At 37.4% G+C, this 15846-nt stretch carries 13 protein-coding genes; 9 read left to right on the top strand and 4 right to left on the bottom strand.

Annotated features, from left to right (window positions below; genetic code table 11):
• Positions 1-29: 29 nt before the first annotated feature.
• Complete coding sequence (gene dnaB, locus B0X80_RS17060) at positions 30-1448, bottom strand: replicative DNA helicase (protein WP_077342500.1); 1419 nt, start codon at positions 1446-1448, stop codon at positions 30-32.
• A 195-nt stretch (positions 1449-1643) separates the two neighbouring features.
• A complete protein-coding gene (gene rpmE, locus B0X80_RS17055) occupies positions 1644-1856 on the bottom strand; it encodes a 50S ribosomal protein L31 (RefSeq protein WP_077342498.1) in 213 nt (70 codons plus the stop codon).
• Positions 1857-2109: 253 nt separating this feature from the next.
• Here rpmE and priA point away from each other — a divergent pair, with 253 nt between their 5' ends.
• From priA to rraA, 6 genes are all read left to right on the top strand, one after another.
• Positions 2110-4326, top strand: a complete 2217-nt coding sequence (gene priA / locus B0X80_RS17050) for a primosomal protein N' (protein WP_077342496.1) — start codon at positions 2110-2112, stop codon at positions 4324-4326.
• A 129-nt stretch (positions 4327-4455) separates the two neighbouring features.
• Positions 4456-5019, top strand: coding sequence for an SPOR domain-containing protein (locus B0X80_RS17045; protein WP_077342494.1), 564 nt, complete (start codon positions 4456-4458; stop codon positions 5017-5019).
• A 109-nt stretch (positions 5020-5128) separates the two neighbouring features.
• On the top strand, positions 5129-5647 hold the full coding sequence (hslV, locus tag B0X80_RS17040; protein WP_076417304.1) for an ATP-dependent protease subunit HslV: 519 nt from the start codon (positions 5129-5131) through the stop codon (positions 5645-5647).
• A gap of 23 nt (positions 5648-5670) precedes the next feature.
• The gene (gene hslU, locus B0X80_RS17035) at positions 5671-6999 is read left to right on the top strand and encodes an ATP-dependent protease ATPase subunit HslU (protein WP_077342492.1); all 1329 of its coding nucleotides are present in this window, start codon (positions 5671-5673) and stop codon (positions 6997-6999) included.
• Between the two features lie 72 nt (positions 7000-7071).
• Positions 7072-7467, top strand: coding sequence for a gamma-butyrobetaine hydroxylase-like domain-containing protein (locus tag B0X80_RS17030; RefSeq protein WP_077342490.1), 396 nt, complete (start codon positions 7072-7074; stop codon positions 7465-7467).
• Between the two features lie 142 nt (positions 7468-7609).
• Positions 7610-8095, top strand: coding sequence for a ribonuclease E activity regulator RraA (rraA, locus tag B0X80_RS17025; RefSeq protein ID WP_077342488.1), 486 nt, complete (start codon positions 7610-7612; stop codon positions 8093-8095).
• 84 nt (positions 8096-8179) lie between these two features.
• Here rraA and B0X80_RS17020 read toward each other — a convergent pair whose 3' ends face one another.
• Positions 8180-10264, bottom strand: a complete 2085-nt coding sequence (locus tag B0X80_RS17020) for an EAL domain-containing protein (protein WP_077342486.1) — start codon at positions 10262-10264, stop codon at positions 8180-8182.
• Positions 10265-10378: 114 nt separating this feature from the next.
• Positions 10379-11632, bottom strand: a complete 1254-nt coding sequence (hutI, locus tag B0X80_RS17015; protein ID WP_077342484.1) for an imidazolonepropionase — start codon at positions 11630-11632, stop codon at positions 10379-10381.
• A gap of 151 nt (positions 11633-11783) precedes the next feature.
• Here hutI and hutC point away from each other — a divergent pair, with 151 nt between their 5' ends.
• Genes hutC through hutH form a run of 3 tightly spaced genes read left to right on the top strand, consistent with a single transcriptional unit; the run spans position 11784 to position 15809 of the window.
• Positions 11784-12515: a histidine utilization transcriptional repressor HutC gene (gene hutC / locus B0X80_RS17010; protein WP_077342482.1), complete on the top strand. Its 732-nt coding sequence runs from the start codon at positions 11784-11786 to the stop codon at positions 12513-12515.
• A 21-nt stretch (positions 12516-12536) separates the two neighbouring features.
• A complete protein-coding gene (gene hutU, locus B0X80_RS17005) occupies positions 12537-14255 on the top strand; it encodes a urocanate hydratase (RefSeq protein WP_077342480.1) in 1719 nt (572 codons plus the stop codon).
• Between the two features lie 9 nt (positions 14256-14264).
• Positions 14265-15809 (top strand): histidine ammonia-lyase, encoded by a 1545-nt coding sequence (gene hutH / locus B0X80_RS17000; protein ID WP_077342478.1) that lies wholly within the window; start codon positions 14265-14267, stop codon positions 15807-15809.
• The last annotated feature ends 37 nt before the right edge of the window (positions 15810-15846 follow it).

Genomic DNA, 15846 nt, shown 5'->3' with positions numbered 1-15846 from the left:
CTCATTAACTAATGACTACGTAAAAAGGATTAATCTTCTTCAAGTACATGAGAACCCGCATAGTTATCAAAACGAGAGAATTGGCCTTGGAAAGTCAACGGTACACGACCAATTGGGCCGTTACGTTGCTTACCAATAATAATTTCTGCCATGCCTTTAAATTCAGAGTCGTCGTGATATACCTCATCACGATAAATAAACATGATCAAATCGGCATCTTGCTCTATCGAACCTGATTCACGTAAATCTGAGTTAATTGGACGTTTATCTGAACGTTGCTCCAAACTACGGTTTAGCTGAGATAGTGCAACAACCGGTACCTGTAATTCTTTAGCTAATGCTTTTAGCGAGCGTGAAATTTCAGCTATTTCTAAAGTACGGTTATCTGAAAATTGGGGTGCGCGCATCAACTGAAGGTAATCAATCATGATCATACTAATACCACCGTGATCACGATGAATACGTCTTGCTCTTGAACGAACTTCAGTAGGTGTTAAACCTGCAGCGTCATCAATGTACATTTTACCTTTTTCCATGAGTAATCCCATGGTAGAAGAAAGCCGTGCCCAATCTTCATCTTGTAATTGACCTGTACGAATTTTAGTTTGGTCGATACGACCTAAAGACGCCAACATCCTCATCATAATTTGATCGGACGGCATCTCTAAACTAAATATAAGCGCAGGCTTGTCTGATGTCATAGCCGCATTTTCGGCTAAGTTCATCGCAAAGGTTGTTTTACCCATAGATGGACGTGCCGCAATAATGATCAAATCTGATTTTTGTAAACCGGCAGTCATTTTATCTAAATCTGCAAAACCTGTAGAAACCCCAGTAACACCATTCGTTGGCGATGAACATAGCTTCTCGATACGGTCTACCGTTTTCTCTAGCACAGAGTTAAGTGATGCAGGACCTTCCGATTTATTGGTTCTTTTTTCAGCAATAGCAAATACTTTGGTTTCAGCAAAATCAAGTAAATCCGCACTTGTACGACCTTGAGTGTCGTAACCAGCTTCAGCGATTTCATTGGCAACGCTGATCATCTCACGTGTTACGGCCCGCTCTCTTACAATTTCAGCGTAAGCAACAATGTTGGCAGCACTTGGCGTGTTTTTCATCATTTCAGCAAGATAAACAAAACCGCCAGCAGCATCTAATTTTTGATCGTTTTCTAAGCTTTCAGACAGGGTAATTAAATCTACAGGTTCGCCTAGCTCAATCAACACTGCAATACATTCAAAAACAATACGGTGAGAGCGGCTATAAAAATCTTCGGCAACCACCTTTTCGCTCACTCTATCCCAAGTATCATTGTCTAGTAACAAACCACCTAAAACAGACTGCTCTGCTTCTAATGAATGGGGTGGAACCTTTAGCTCGTCCATTTGAGTATCAGTTTTAAATTTTCTGTCTTTAAAAAATTTATCGGGCTTACGATCGGCCATTTACGTACCTTGCTGAATGAGGGAATGGGTAAAATTGAATGGGGACTAATGTAGCAGAAATAGATAAAAAGAAGAATAAAAGAAAGCCAACATTAACGAAAATATAGCCTATTGTTTAAAAGCTAAATTTAAATTGCGAACATAAAAAAAGCGCACAAGGCGCTTTTTTCAAATAATGTTATCTTTAAAGAAGATTTACTTCTTAGAAAGAGCACCAAAACGTTTGTTGAATTTATCAACACGACCACCAGTTTCAGCAGCTTTTTGCTTACCAGTGTAGAATGGGTGACACTCTGAACATACGTCTAAGTAAAGATCTTTACCTACTGTTGAACGAGTTGTAATAACATTACCACAAGAACAAGTTGCCTTGAACTCTGCATAATTAGGATGAATACCGTCTTTCATGGGGGTTACCTCTGTAAGGCCGTATCGCCACTTGATCAGTCAAATTGCTGCCAAGCACCATACGAGTTAAATAATTTGGAGGCGCATAGTAATTTAATTAATGTTATTAAGCAATATATATTGCCGTAAAAAACACCAAATTTAATGAGTTTTTACTTATTTTATCTTTAATCACTTTTATCGTGTTTTCAAACTTGGCAAGTTAACGTTTAAACGTCAAAATAAGTCATCATTCATTTATAAGTTGTAACAAGTGACGCAATCAGGAAATCCTCTTTTTGTACAAATAGCTATTCCCGTTCCTTTGCGACAATTGTTTACTTATGTTGTTCCACCTAACTTATTAGACAAACCGCTTAAAATTGGTGAGCGTGTAGCGGTTTCTTTTGGGCCAAGGCAAGTGATTGGCGTTGTATTGTCAGTGAGCGAACAAACCGAATTACCACTGAACAAGCTCAAGAACATTACCAGCCGAGTCGTTGATAATTTTCATTTTGATGCGCCACTATTACAATTTTTACAGCGCTGTGCTGATTATTATCACCACCCTATCGGCGATGTTTTACAACAAGCCCTACCTGTACTTTTACGACAAGTAAAACAACCTGACGTATCACTTCCTCTCATTTGGGTATCTGCTGAAAACATCGATAGTACTTTGCTAGAAAAGCTAAAAACTAAAGCGGCTAAACAATATGCTTTATATCAGTTAATTGATAAACACTTATCTATTACATGGGCAGAGTTACGTACCTTAGGTTATACAAAGTCGCAGTTAACTGCATTAGAAACAAAAGGTTTTATTGAGACAAAAGAACGACAGCCCACTCTATTTAAATGGGCTGAGTCTTCATTAAATAAAGAAAACAAACTTACCTTGTCTACTGAGCAAGCTGTTGTATTGTCAGCCATTGAACAAACCAACGAGAGTTTTTCTTGTCACTTAATTGATGGCATTACAGGTAGTGGTAAAACCGAAGTTTACTTACAAGCCATGGAAACAATATTGGCAGCCAATAAACAGGTACTTGTACTTGTACCTGAAATAGGTTTAACGCCACAAACCCTTAACCGTTTTGAACAACGCTTTAATGTGCCAACTTGTTTACATCATTCTGGCCTAAATAATAATGAAAGATTACAAACATGGCTTGAAGCACAACGTGGTAGCTCAGCTATTGTAATAGGCACCCGCTCTGCTATTTTCACCCCTTTGCATCAACTCGGTATGATTATTATTGATGAAGAACACGACGGCTCGTTCAAGCAACAAGACAGCTTTAGATATAATGCTCGAGACATGGCTATTTTAAGAGCTCGCCAGCTAAACATTCCTATTATATTAGGCAGTGCGACACCTAGCTTGGAATCTTTACATAATGCGCTTTCAGGTAAATATCATTACCATCAGTTACTCAATCGGGCGGGTAATAGTAGTACATCTAAAATTCACTTAATCAACATTGCTCAACATCAAATGGAACATGGTTTATCTGACACTTTAAAAAGTGAAATCAAAAAGACCATTGTTCGAGGCGAACAAGTATTAATATTTTTAAACCGCAGAGGTTACGCGCCAGCCATTAATTGCCAAGAATGTCATTGGATCCCTGAATGCAAACGCTGTAATAAACCATATACCTTGCATCAAAGTAAGCAACTACTCATGTGTCATCATTGTGGTAGTCAAAGACGTGTACCCGCGCAATGTGATAGTTGCGGTAGTGTTCGTATCAAACCTTTAGGGCAAGGTACTGAACAGCTTGAACAACGCATTAGTGAACTCTTTCCAGACGCAAGCAGTGTCAGAATCGATAGAGATAGCACACGAAAAAAAGGAGAGCTAGCTAAGTTACTGCAAGAGGTCACCGAAAAGAAACATCAAATATTATTAGGCACACAAATGCTCGCTAAAGGACATCACTTTCCTGATGTGACCTTAGTCGCCATGCTGGATATTGATGGCGCACTATTCAGTTTCGATTTCAGAGCCGCTGAACACATGGCCCAATTACTGGTTCAGGTTGCTGGTCGAGCAGGTAGAGAAAGTAAGCCAGGTAAAGTATTAGTACAAACAGCTTATCCCGAGCACCCTTTGTTACAAGATCTTGTTAATAATGGTTATAAACACTTTGCAGAGTATGCCTTAACTGAACGTAAGCAAGCTTATTTACCTCCATTTGGTTTTCAAGCATTATTTAGAGCTGAAGCGAATTACCCCTCATACCCTGATAAATTTTTACGTGAAATATGTGCAACTTTATACGAAGGATGTGAACTTGCGGGCCCCTTACCTGCAGCAATGGAAAAACGAGGTGGTAAATACCGCTTTCATCTTATTGTGCAATCAAAAACCCGTAAGCATTTACATCAAGCCATTTACCAAATGTTACAATTGATACCTCACAACGAGTGGCAATCAAAAGTACGTTGGTCTGTCGACATAGATCCAATAGATTTAAGTTGGTAACAACACCACTACCTAGTTGAAAATTCACTCTGATCTTGTCTTGTATAAATGATATAAATAAAAACAGTATCATTTATTAACAAGTTCGTTAAAATTACACCTTATTTTTTCCTGTAAAATTAGTTTCCCATGGCACATCAAGATTACGTTTCTCGCCCACGCAATACAAAAAAGAGTCCTTACAAAAAAGGCTCTAAAGAACAACCTAAAGGTTTACCGGTAAAAGTTAAACTTATCGGCTTATTTACCCTAATTATTATTTGTGCTTTTGCTTACTTTTTGTGGAACATTAAAGATAATGGTACTTCTCCACAAGAAACTACAGCCCCCTTAGTTGAAGAAAAAGCTAAGACTAAAGCAGAAACCAGCTTACCTACGCCCCCAAAAGAAAAATGGGCTTATCGTAAAGAGTTAGAAGACAAAAAAATTGAAGTGGGACAATACGATGTAAAAAAAGGTGGTCCATATAAAATGCAATGTGCATCTTTAAGAACCCTTAAACAAGCAGAAGTACTAAAGGCTAAAATAGCCTTTGTGGGACTTTCTGCACAAATAAGTAAGTCAGTGGGTTCTAACGGTACTTATTATAAAGTTTTTCTTGGCCCATATGAAAAAAAACGTGATGCAGAAAAAGACAAACATAAACTAAAAAACAACAAAATTAATTATTGTCAAATTTGGTTATGGAAATAATTACACTCCTATCCTTGAAAACCCCACCTAGCACCCCTACTTATTGAACATACATATACATTAAATACCGGCATACATAAGTATGCTGGTTAATCTATTAGGGGTTAATGTGACTACTATCGTTTCAGTAAGACGCAATGGCAAAGTAGCTATTGCTGGTGATGGCCAAGTATCGCTTGGCAATACCGTAATGAAAGGAAACGCTCGCAAAGTTCGACGTTTATACAATGATAAAGTGCTAGCAGGTTTTGCAGGTGGCACCGCTGATGCATTTACTTTATTTGAACGTTTTGAAAGTAAACTAGAGCAACACCAAGGCCATTTAACAAAAGCGGCGGTAGAACTCGCTAAAGATTGGCGAAGTGACCGTGCTTTAAGAAAACTTGAAGCGCTTTTAGTCGTGGCAGATGAAACAGCATCATTAATTATTACCGGTAACGGCGACGTTGTTCAGCCTGAGCACGATCTTGTAGCTATTGGCAGTGGCGGTAATTTTGCTCAAGCAGCGGCAACCGCACTATTTGAAAATACCGACTTATCAGCCAGAGAAATTGTTGAAAAATCGCTAAAAATAGCGGGCGATATTTGTGTATTTACCAATCATCAACATACCATTGATGAGTTATAAATTATCAGTTTTAAGGAATTAGCATGTCGAACATGACACCTCGTGAAATTGTTTCCGAATTAGATAGCCACATAGTAGGTCAAAGTGACGCCAAAAGAGCCGTTGCTATTGCCTTACGTAACCGATGGCGTCGTATGCAACTTAATGAAGAGTTGCGTGCAGAAGTAACCCCTAAAAATATTTTAATGATTGGACCTACAGGTGTAGGTAAAACAGAAATTGCGCGTAGGCTCGCAAAACTTGCTAATGCCCCATTTATTAAAGTAGAAGCGACTAAATTTACTGAGGTAGGTTATGTCGGTAAAGAAGTTGAGAGCATCATTCGTGATCTTGCCGATATGGCAATTAAGCTAACAAAAGAGCAAGAAATGGCTCGCGTTAAACATTTAGCTGAAGAAGCAGCAGAAGAACGTATTTTAGATGTGCTTATCCCTAATCCTCGCGATTCTTTTGGTAATGAAGAAGAAACAGACAATTCAAGTACTCGCCAAGTATTTCGTAAGAAATTACGTGAAGGACAGCTTGACGATAAAGAAATTGAATTAGACTTAGCCGCACCGCAAATGGGTGTTGAAATCATGGCTCCTCCTGGCATGGAAGAGATGACGTCGCAATTGCAAAATATGTTTCAAGGTATGTCTAACGACAAAACCAAAAAACGTAAATTAACTATTAAAAAAGCCTTTAAAATACTTCAAGAAGAAGAAGCGGCCAAAATAGTTAATCAAGACGATATCAAACAAAAAGCGATTGAGTCTGTTGAACAAAACGGTATCGTATTTATTGATGAAATAGATAAAATCTGTAAGCGTGGAGACTCTTCAGGCCCTGATGTTTCTCGCGAAGGTGTTCAACGTGACTTATTACCTTTAGTAGAAGGTTCAACAGTAAGCACTAAACACGGCATGATCAAAACAGATCACATCTTGTTTATTGCTTCTGGTGCATTCCAAATGTGTAAACCTTCTGACTTAATTCCTGAGTTACAAGGTCGTTTACCTATTCGTGTAGAACTCAAAGCGTTAACCACGCAAGACTTTGTGCGTATATTAACAGAGCCAAACGCATCGCTTACTGAGCAATATATCGCATTAATGGCCACTGAAGGATTAACAATTGAGTTTACTGAAGACGGCATAAGTGCACTAGCAAACGCAGCTTGGCAAGTTAACGAAAGTACAGAAAATATTGGCGCACGTCGTTTACACACTATGATGGAACGACTTGTTGAAGAAGTTTCGTTTAATGCTGACGAACGTTCAGGCGAAACCATTAAAATTGATAGTGCTTACGTAGAAAACACCTTAACTGAGTTAGTGAAAAACGAAGATTTAAGTCGTTTTATTTTATAAATCGATAAGTCATAAGAGAGAAGTTTGAGCCTTTAAATTTCTCTCTCATTTATTCATAGTGAGATTAGTATTATGTCAAACATATCAAAATTTGTACTGAAGGCTAATCAAAAAGCATTAAATATTGTATTTAACGATATACCACCTCAACAAAATAAAACCCTCTCATTAAGTTATGAATATTTACGAATATTCTCCCCTACTGAGTGCCATAAAGCGAATTCACCTAAAAGCACCTCGACTATCCCTAACGTGTACCATAAAAAAAATATTCGCCTTATTTCGATAGAACCTTTAGGAAAGCACGGTTATAGAATGACCTTTGATGATGGCTTTAACGACATTTATTCAGATAACGAACTACTGCTTTTATCAAGAAATTTTGAATCTAACTGGTCACAGTATACAGCCAGCTTATCAAGCACTAACAGCAGAGAAGAATCTATTAATTTCAAACCAATAACCTAAAACGCTGAATACCAATTTGAATAATAAATTGATTAACTTGGTATAAATTACCTCTTTAAAAAAATAGATAGTTGAACCTTATCTCAAGCTAGTTATACTAAAGCTTCTTAGGAAACTTGTTACACAACGCTAGGAAACACCCATGGAATATAATACTACCGAGCTATGCTCAATCTATACTGATTTAGTTGATGTAGTCGACCCTATATTTAGCAACTATGGTGGACGTCATTCTTTCGGCGGAAAAGTAGTTACAATAAAGTGTTTCGAAAATAATGGTTTAATAGCTAAGCTAGCCGCCACAGATGGTGAAGGTAAAGTTATGGTTATTGATGGCGGAGGCTCAACTCGTAGAGCACTCCTCAATATTAATATTATTGAGGCCGCTGCAGAAAATGATTGGGAAGGTATTATTTGTTTTGGAAGTGTATGCGATGTAGATGCTTTAGAAGAAGTTGATATTGGTATTCAAAGCTTAGTTTCTATCCCGGTAAGCGCCTCAACAAGCGAAGCTGGCGAGAGTGATTTAGCCATTAACTTTGGCGGTGTCACCTTCTTACCTGATGATTATTTATATGCCGACAATACCGGTATTATACTCTCTCCTGAGCCGCTAGATATTAGTTAATCTTAACAATTTAATATTTGAAGATTACATTAGCTTGTCATAATAATTTTATTTTTGTGGCAAGCTAAATAAACTTTTCTCACTTTAAATAGGATTATACAAACCATTCCATGTTGTAACCCAAGTGTCTATTTTCTCCGTAGCGACACCTTTGTCTACAACATCACCTTGAGCAAGCTCGCCACCAATTAAAGTAAATGCTTGTTCCGTTATTTTATCATTGATTGATGTGCCCACTAAACGTAAATTCATTTTCTGAGTTAAGTCGACAAGCGCTGTAATAATAGCCTTTTCAGAATCATCCTCTTTTGTTCCCATGTATTCGCAATCAATTTTAACCTGATGGACAGCCATTTTTCTTATATATCGAAGTGACTCATAACTACCTGAAAAATCAGAGATACCAATATTTACATTCAAAGATTTTAATTCGTCAATAATCGTTCTAGCTCGTGCGCCTGCAGAAAGTACGACTTTTTCTGGTAGCTCTATAACTAAATATTTAGCCGGTACATTATAAGTGGCGATTTGTTTTTCAATAAAGCTAACTAAGTCAGGTTCTAATAAATACTGGCTTAGCAATTTAATTGATACTGTTTCATAATTCGAAACACGTTGTAGCTTTAAAATTAATTTAAATGCGCGTGTTATCATCTGTTTTGTTAATAAATAAATTTCACCGCTGTGTTCTGCCACATCAATAAAATCTTGAAATTCAAGAGGCGCATTATCTGCGTTATGCCATTGTACTAATAACTCAAAGCCTACAAGTTTTCGATCTCGTAAACGTGTTTGAGGCTGCACGTACCAATATAAATTATTATCTATAATATCGTCTTTTAAACGTTCCATTTGCAATAAATGCCGTTCGGTATAAATCACTTCATTTTTATCAAAATAACTAAGTGGTAGCTGATTGTTTTCCGCCGTCAATAATGCATCTTCAGCATGAGCAATAATTTGAGATAAGCTAATACCTTGATCATCTAAAAAACAAACACCAAATGTTAATTCAAAATTTAGCGAAAAACTCTTAAAACTCATCGCATCAGGCACCGCAAGTGTTAGTTCTTGACTTAACTTCTCAACAAAAACGCGAGCATTAACATCGCTCTCTTTTAATTCTAAAGCAACTAAAAAATGTAAGCCTTGTAAGCGGGCTATGCGAATAGGGTTATGACGACTATTAAAGTTAATCAGATTAGTATTACTTTCCACGCTTTTTTGTAAACAATAAGCGAGCTGTAAAAGTAATATATCAGAGTTATGATGCCCCAAAATTTTATTTACTTGCTTAAAATTAATGGGTTTAAATACAATAATAGCTAAATTTGTTTTTGGCTTATTTTTTAAAAGTTTATTTACAACCTGAACCGCTTCTTGCTGAGAAGGTAAATTAGTACTTGTATCATTAGGTATTGCGGCTAACCCCATATCGGTTAACCGTGACTTTCCACCTTGTTCGGTATTTTTTTTATTTATTTTTGTTACAACTTTCCAGCAACTTGAACAAAATAGTACTAAATAACTCGCCACACTATTCATAATGAACGATTGAGCACTAATTTCATTATTTATCCACAAAAACACAACCAAAGAAAAATAAACACCGGGAAGCCATTGAAATGTTAATTTGTACAATAAATTATTAAAACCATCAGAGTCATACCTTATCTTTACAACAGTGAAAGCTAATATACTGCCGCTGGTTATTACCCACATAATGTAAGCATTTTGATTAGGATAAAAGTAAATCACCGCTATGTAAGTTAAAGCTAAAATAAAAACAATAACATGACTTATCATCCCTATATTTATCGTTAGATCAGTTTTTTCAGATGAACCACAAAAATACATAAAAACAAGATACAAAATAGAGAAAATCAAAGGTACTAACATACCTATTTGTTCAGATATGGCAGTAAAGTAAATAATCCCAACTAAACTTAGCGTCATTAAGATAAATAAGGGTAATTTAAAAATTATCTTCGATTTATACAGCAATGCGATCAAGGTTACAGGTAAGCTTAAACCTAAAATAAAAGCGATATTTATGACTGAGAATAAAGAAATAGACGTTGCTGAAAAAGCAGGAAAAGAGATAAAACAAAGAATACTGAAGAAGAGACCTAAAGTCGTTTTCGAAAAATGCTGAAGAAAAAAATCCATATTTATACTCGAGTGGTTGCTAGAATTGGTGCCCTTAATTAAAAACTATGGTTGATAAGCCAACACCTGATGACCAATAATTAGATTAAAACTTAGCGACTCATTTGTACAGGCTTAAATTACAACTTTACCTGCCTTCATTAATGCTGTTAGTGGGTTTACACCAAACTGATAAGCAAGTTGTGCGGGTTGTTCGATATTCCAACAAGCAATATCGGCATCGTAACCTATTGCTATTTTCCCTTTTGTATCTGAAAGACCAAGCGCTTTAGCAGCATTAACAGTGACACCTGCTAAAGCCTCACACGGTGTTAATTTAAATAAGGTACAAGCCATGTTTAGCATCAACTGTATAGACGTTATAGGTGAAGAGCCGGGGTTGGAATCTGTCGCTATTGCGATAGGTACTTGATAATGTCTTAAAAGTTCAATTGGGGGTAATTGAGTTTCTCGTAAAAAATAATAGGCGCCAGGTAATAATACAGCGGTCATATTCGCATTACACATTGCTTTAATCCCCTCTTCACAAAGGTGTTCTAGATGATCTGCCGATAACGCATGATATTTTGAAGCGAGTTCAGCTCCTTTCATATTAGAAAGTTGTTCTGCATGTATTTTTACAGGTAAGTTAAATTTGTTGGCGGCTTCAAGTACCTGTTTAGTTTCGTCTAAGGTAAAACCTATATTTTCACAAAACACATCAACAGCGTCAGCCAATCCCAACTCAGAAATTCTCGGTAGCATGTTGTTGCAAACTTCATTTATGTATCCATGTGAATTATTTTGAAATTCTATTGGAATTGCATGAGCGCCTAAAAATGTTTTTTCAACAGTTACTGGAAGTTCTTTTTCTAATAAATGCGCGACTTTAAGCATTTTTATTTCTGTTTCTAAGTTTAAACCATATCCAGATTTGACCTCTACAGTAGTAACACCTTCTTTATGTAATGCCATTAATCTATATTTTGCATCTGCTAATAACTCTTGCTCTGACGCGCTTCTTGTTGCAGCAACGGTAGATAAAATACCACCGCCAGCAAAAGCGATTTCTTCATAGGTTTTACCTTGCAGCCTCATTTCGAATTCGTTGGCTCTATTACCTCCATAAATAATATGAGTATGGCAATCAATTAAACCGGGCGTTAACCATTTACCTTTACCGTCAAGTATTTGCCTTGATGAATAATTTATAATAGCTAACTCGTCCATAGTACCAAGCCACACTATTTTTCCTTTTGAAACAGCAAGTGCACCATTAAAAATAGTGCCGTAATCTACATTACCTTCAGCCATAGTAGCAATATTTGCATTAATCCAAAGTGTTTCCCAATTTTCTCTATTAGGTGTTTCAGTTTGTTTTTTTTGCATTTTATTACTCACGGCATTCAATTAGTAACACTCACTTTACTTGATAAAAATTAAAGGTTCAACACTTGTATATACAAGTGTTGATTTTTTACAAATAAAATGAGATTGTATATACAAGAATAACTCTGGTTAAATTAAAATTTGGACCGATATGAAAACTAAAACCATCAAAAAAACACCTAAATCAGCCGCAAAATTTACGGTAATAAAAAAACATATCTGCCAACAGATTGAATCAGGCGCGTGGGAACAAAACAAAAAAGTACCATCAGAAAATGAATTAGCTGAGCAGTTTTCTGTAAGCCGCATGACCGCCAGAAGAGCCTTACAAGAATTAACAGAACAAGGCCTACTTGTTCGTTCGCAAGGTGCTGGAACTTTTGTCGCTACATTCAAATCTCAATCTTCAATATTAGAGATCAGAAACATAGCAGACGAAATTTTTGAACGAGGACATCAATACAGCGCTGAAACAATTACCCTAGAAAAAGCCACCGTAACCAATGAACTCGCTATTTTATTAAATGTAAAAGAAACTGATATCGTTTATTTTTCAGAAGTACTCCATTTTGAAAATCAGCAACCCATTCAATTAGAGCAACGCTATGTTAATGCTTCACTGGTACCTGAATACATAAAACAAAATTTTAATAACATAACACCACATGAATACTTAACCCTAGAAGCCCCACTAACAGAAGCAACACATGAAATAGAAGCAATACTTGCCGAACAAAAAGTAGCAGCTCTATTAAATATGCCTAATACAAAACCTTGTTTACAAGTAAAGCGTAGAACATGGTCTAGCGCTGGTGTAGTCAGTTTAGCCATATTAACGTCGCCGGGTGATAAGTATCGCTTAGGTAGTCGCTTAGTTTTTTAAATTTTTGAGTAGGACATAATAATGAATACCATTGAAAATAATACAAATGATAAGCGCATTGATACTAGCCGGATAATTAAAGCCGACAGAGGCACAACAATCACGACTAAAAGCTGGTTAACTGAAGCGGCTAAGCGCATGTTAATGAACAACCTTGATGCTGAAGTTGCTGAACATCCTCAGTTACTCGTGGTTTATGGCGGTATTGGTCGAGCAGCAAGAGATTGGGAATGTTTTGACAAAATAGTTGAAACCCTTGAAAAACTTGAAGCATGCGAAACTCTACTTATTCAATCAGGTAAACCTGTTGGCGTTTTTACCACTCACGAAGATGCACCACGCGTACTTATTGCTAACTCTAACTTAGTGCCTCATTGGGCAACGTGGGAACACTTCAATGAGTTAGATAAGAAAGGCTTGATGATGTATGGCCAAATGACAGCAGGCTCTTGGATCTACATTGGATCGCAAGGTATTGTTCAGGGTACTTACGAAACCTTTGTCGCTATGGCAAAACAACATTTTGGCGGTAGCACTAAAGGTAAGTGGGTACTTACAGGCGGTTTAGGTGGTATGGGTGGTGCTCAGCCTTTAGCAGCAACTATGGCAGGTTTTTCAGCATTAGTTGTTGAGTGTGACGAATCACGCATCGATTTCAGATTAAAAACACGCTACCTTGATAAAAAAGCTACGTCTTTAGATGAAGCTTTAGCAATGATTAATGCAGCCACATCAAAAGGCGAAGCTGTTTCTGTAGGCTTACTTGGTAACGCCGCTGATGTATTTCCTGAATTAGTGAAACGTGGCATTACGCCAGATGTAGTAACCGATCAAACTTCTGCTCATGATCCCCTTAATGGTTACTTACCTCAAGGTTGGACGATGGAAGAAGCTGTTGAGGGTAGAAAAGAAAACGAAGCTAACGTCGTAAAAGCGGCAAAAAAATCCATGGCGATACAAGTACAAGCTATGCTTGATTTACAAAAGGCAGGTGCGGCAACAACCGATTATGGTAACAACATTCGCCAAATGGCTTTTGAAGAAGGTGTTACCAATGCCTTTGATTTTCCAGGTTTTGTTCCAGCTTATGTGCGTCCATTATTTTGTGAAGGTATTGGGCCTTTCCGTTGGGTCGCATTGTCTGGCGACCCGGAAGACATTTATAAAACAGACGCTAAAGTTAAAGAACTTATTCCTGATAACCCACATCTACATAACTGGTTAGATATGGCACGCGAGCGCATTGAATTTCAAGGATTACCAGCGCGTATTTGTTGGGTTGGCTTAAAAGATCGATCTCGTTTAGCCGTAGCTTTTAACGACATGGTTGCTTCGGGCGAATTGTCTGCTCCGGTTGTTATTGGTAGAGACCATTTAGATTCAGGCTCTGTTGCTTCACCTAATCGTGAAACAGAAAGTATGAAAGATGGTTCAGATGCGGTATCTGATTGGCCGTTACTGAACGCATTACTTTCAACTTCAGGCGGTGCAACTTGGGTAAGTTTGCATCATGGTGGTGGTGTAGGTATGGGCTTTAGTCAACATTCAGGTGTGGTTATTGTTGCTGATGGAACCGAGGCAGCTAAGAAACGTTTAAGCCGCGTACTTTGGAATGATCCTGCAACAGGTGTTATGCGACATGCTGATGCTGGATATGAAATAGCGCAAAGCTGCGCTAAAGGACAAGGTTTAAACTTACCTATGATCACTAACAATACAAATAACACCAAACAAGCTTAGGAGATAACCATGACACAAGTAAGCACATTAAACATATCTCCAGGGAAACTGACTCTACAGCAATTACGTAAAGTACAACGTAATGGCTATGATCATTTCACACTCAATGAAAACGCTTTTGAGAACATCAATAAAAGTGCAGAAGCTGTTCAACAAGTTATTAAAGAAAACAGAGTGGTATACGGAATAAACACAGGTTTTGGTTTACTCGCCAGCACTCGTATTAAAAATAATGAATTAGAATTACTACAACGCTCTATTGTCTTGTCTCATTCTGCGGGTTTTGGGAAAAACATGGACGAGTCGACGGTGAGATTAATGATGGTATTAAAAATCAATTCATTATCTCGTGGTTTTTCAGGTATTCGTTTAGAAGTCATTCAAACCTTAATTACACTCTTAAATAAGAAAGTTTACCCATGTGTACCGAAAAAAGGTTCTGTTGGCGCATCTGGTGATTTAGCCCCCTTATCTCATATGGTTTTACCTTTACTAGGTGAAGGTGAGATGACTTACAACAATAAGATACTACCAGCCAAAGAGGCTCTAGCAATAGCAGGTTTACAACCTATTACCTTAGCGGCAAAAGAAGGATTAGCATTACTTAACGGCACACAAGCCTCTACAGCATTTGCCCTTGAAGGTTTATTTTTATCAGAAGACTTATTCTCAGCAGCAGTTGTTATTGGTTCGATGTCTGTTGAAGCTGCTTTAGGTAGCAGAGCGCCTTTTGATGAACGAGTGCATATTGTACGCGGACAGAAAGGCCAAATTGATGTCGCCAAAGCCTATCGACATGTATTAGGTAAAAACTCTGAAATTGGCTCATCACATGAAAAGTGTGACAAAGTACAAGATCCTTACTCGCTTCGTTGCCAGCCTCAAGTAATGGGCGCATGTTTAACACAAATAAGACAAGCAGCTGAAGTTTTACATATTGAAGCTAATGGCGTTACTGACAATCCTTTAGTATTTGCTAACGAAGGTGATTTTATTTCTGCTGGTAATTTTCATGCTGAACCTGTGGCTATGGCCGCAGATAACTTAGCTTTAGCTATTGCTGAAATAGGTTCGCTTTCTGAAAGACGTATGGCACTGCTTATTGATTCTCACTTAAGTAATTTACCGCCATTTTTAGTGGATAACGGTGGCTTAAACTCGGGCTTCATGATTGCTCAAGTAACTTCTGCTGCTTTAGCTTCTGAAAATAAATCATTAGCGCATCCTGCTTCGGTAGACAGTTTACCGACTTCTGCGAATCAGGAAGATCATGTTTCTATGGCAACATTTGCTGGCAGACGCTTGGCAGAAATGAGCGAAAACACTAATGGCGTATTAGCTATTGAATATTTAGCATCTGCTCAAGGTTTAGATTACAGAAGCCCATTAAAAGGCTCACTAATCATCGAACAAGCTAAACAGATCTTACGTGATCAAGTAAGTTTTTATGATAAAGACAGACACTTTTCACCAGATATTGAAAAAGCCTCTGCTATTGTATGTAGTGCTCTTCTTAATCAATTTATGCCTGCAGGGTTATTGCCTAGTTTATAGTGCTTAACATTTAAGTAGCGCCTATTTGTCATCGTAG

The sequence above is a fragment of the Pseudocolwellia agarivorans genome (assembly GCF_002000085.1).
GTDB classification, from domain to species: Bacteria; Pseudomonadota; Gammaproteobacteria; order Enterobacterales; family Alteromonadaceae; genus Pseudocolwellia; species Pseudocolwellia agarivorans.
Note: the sequence above shows the minus strand (reverse complement) of the source record. Positions and strands in the feature narration are given on the sequence as shown.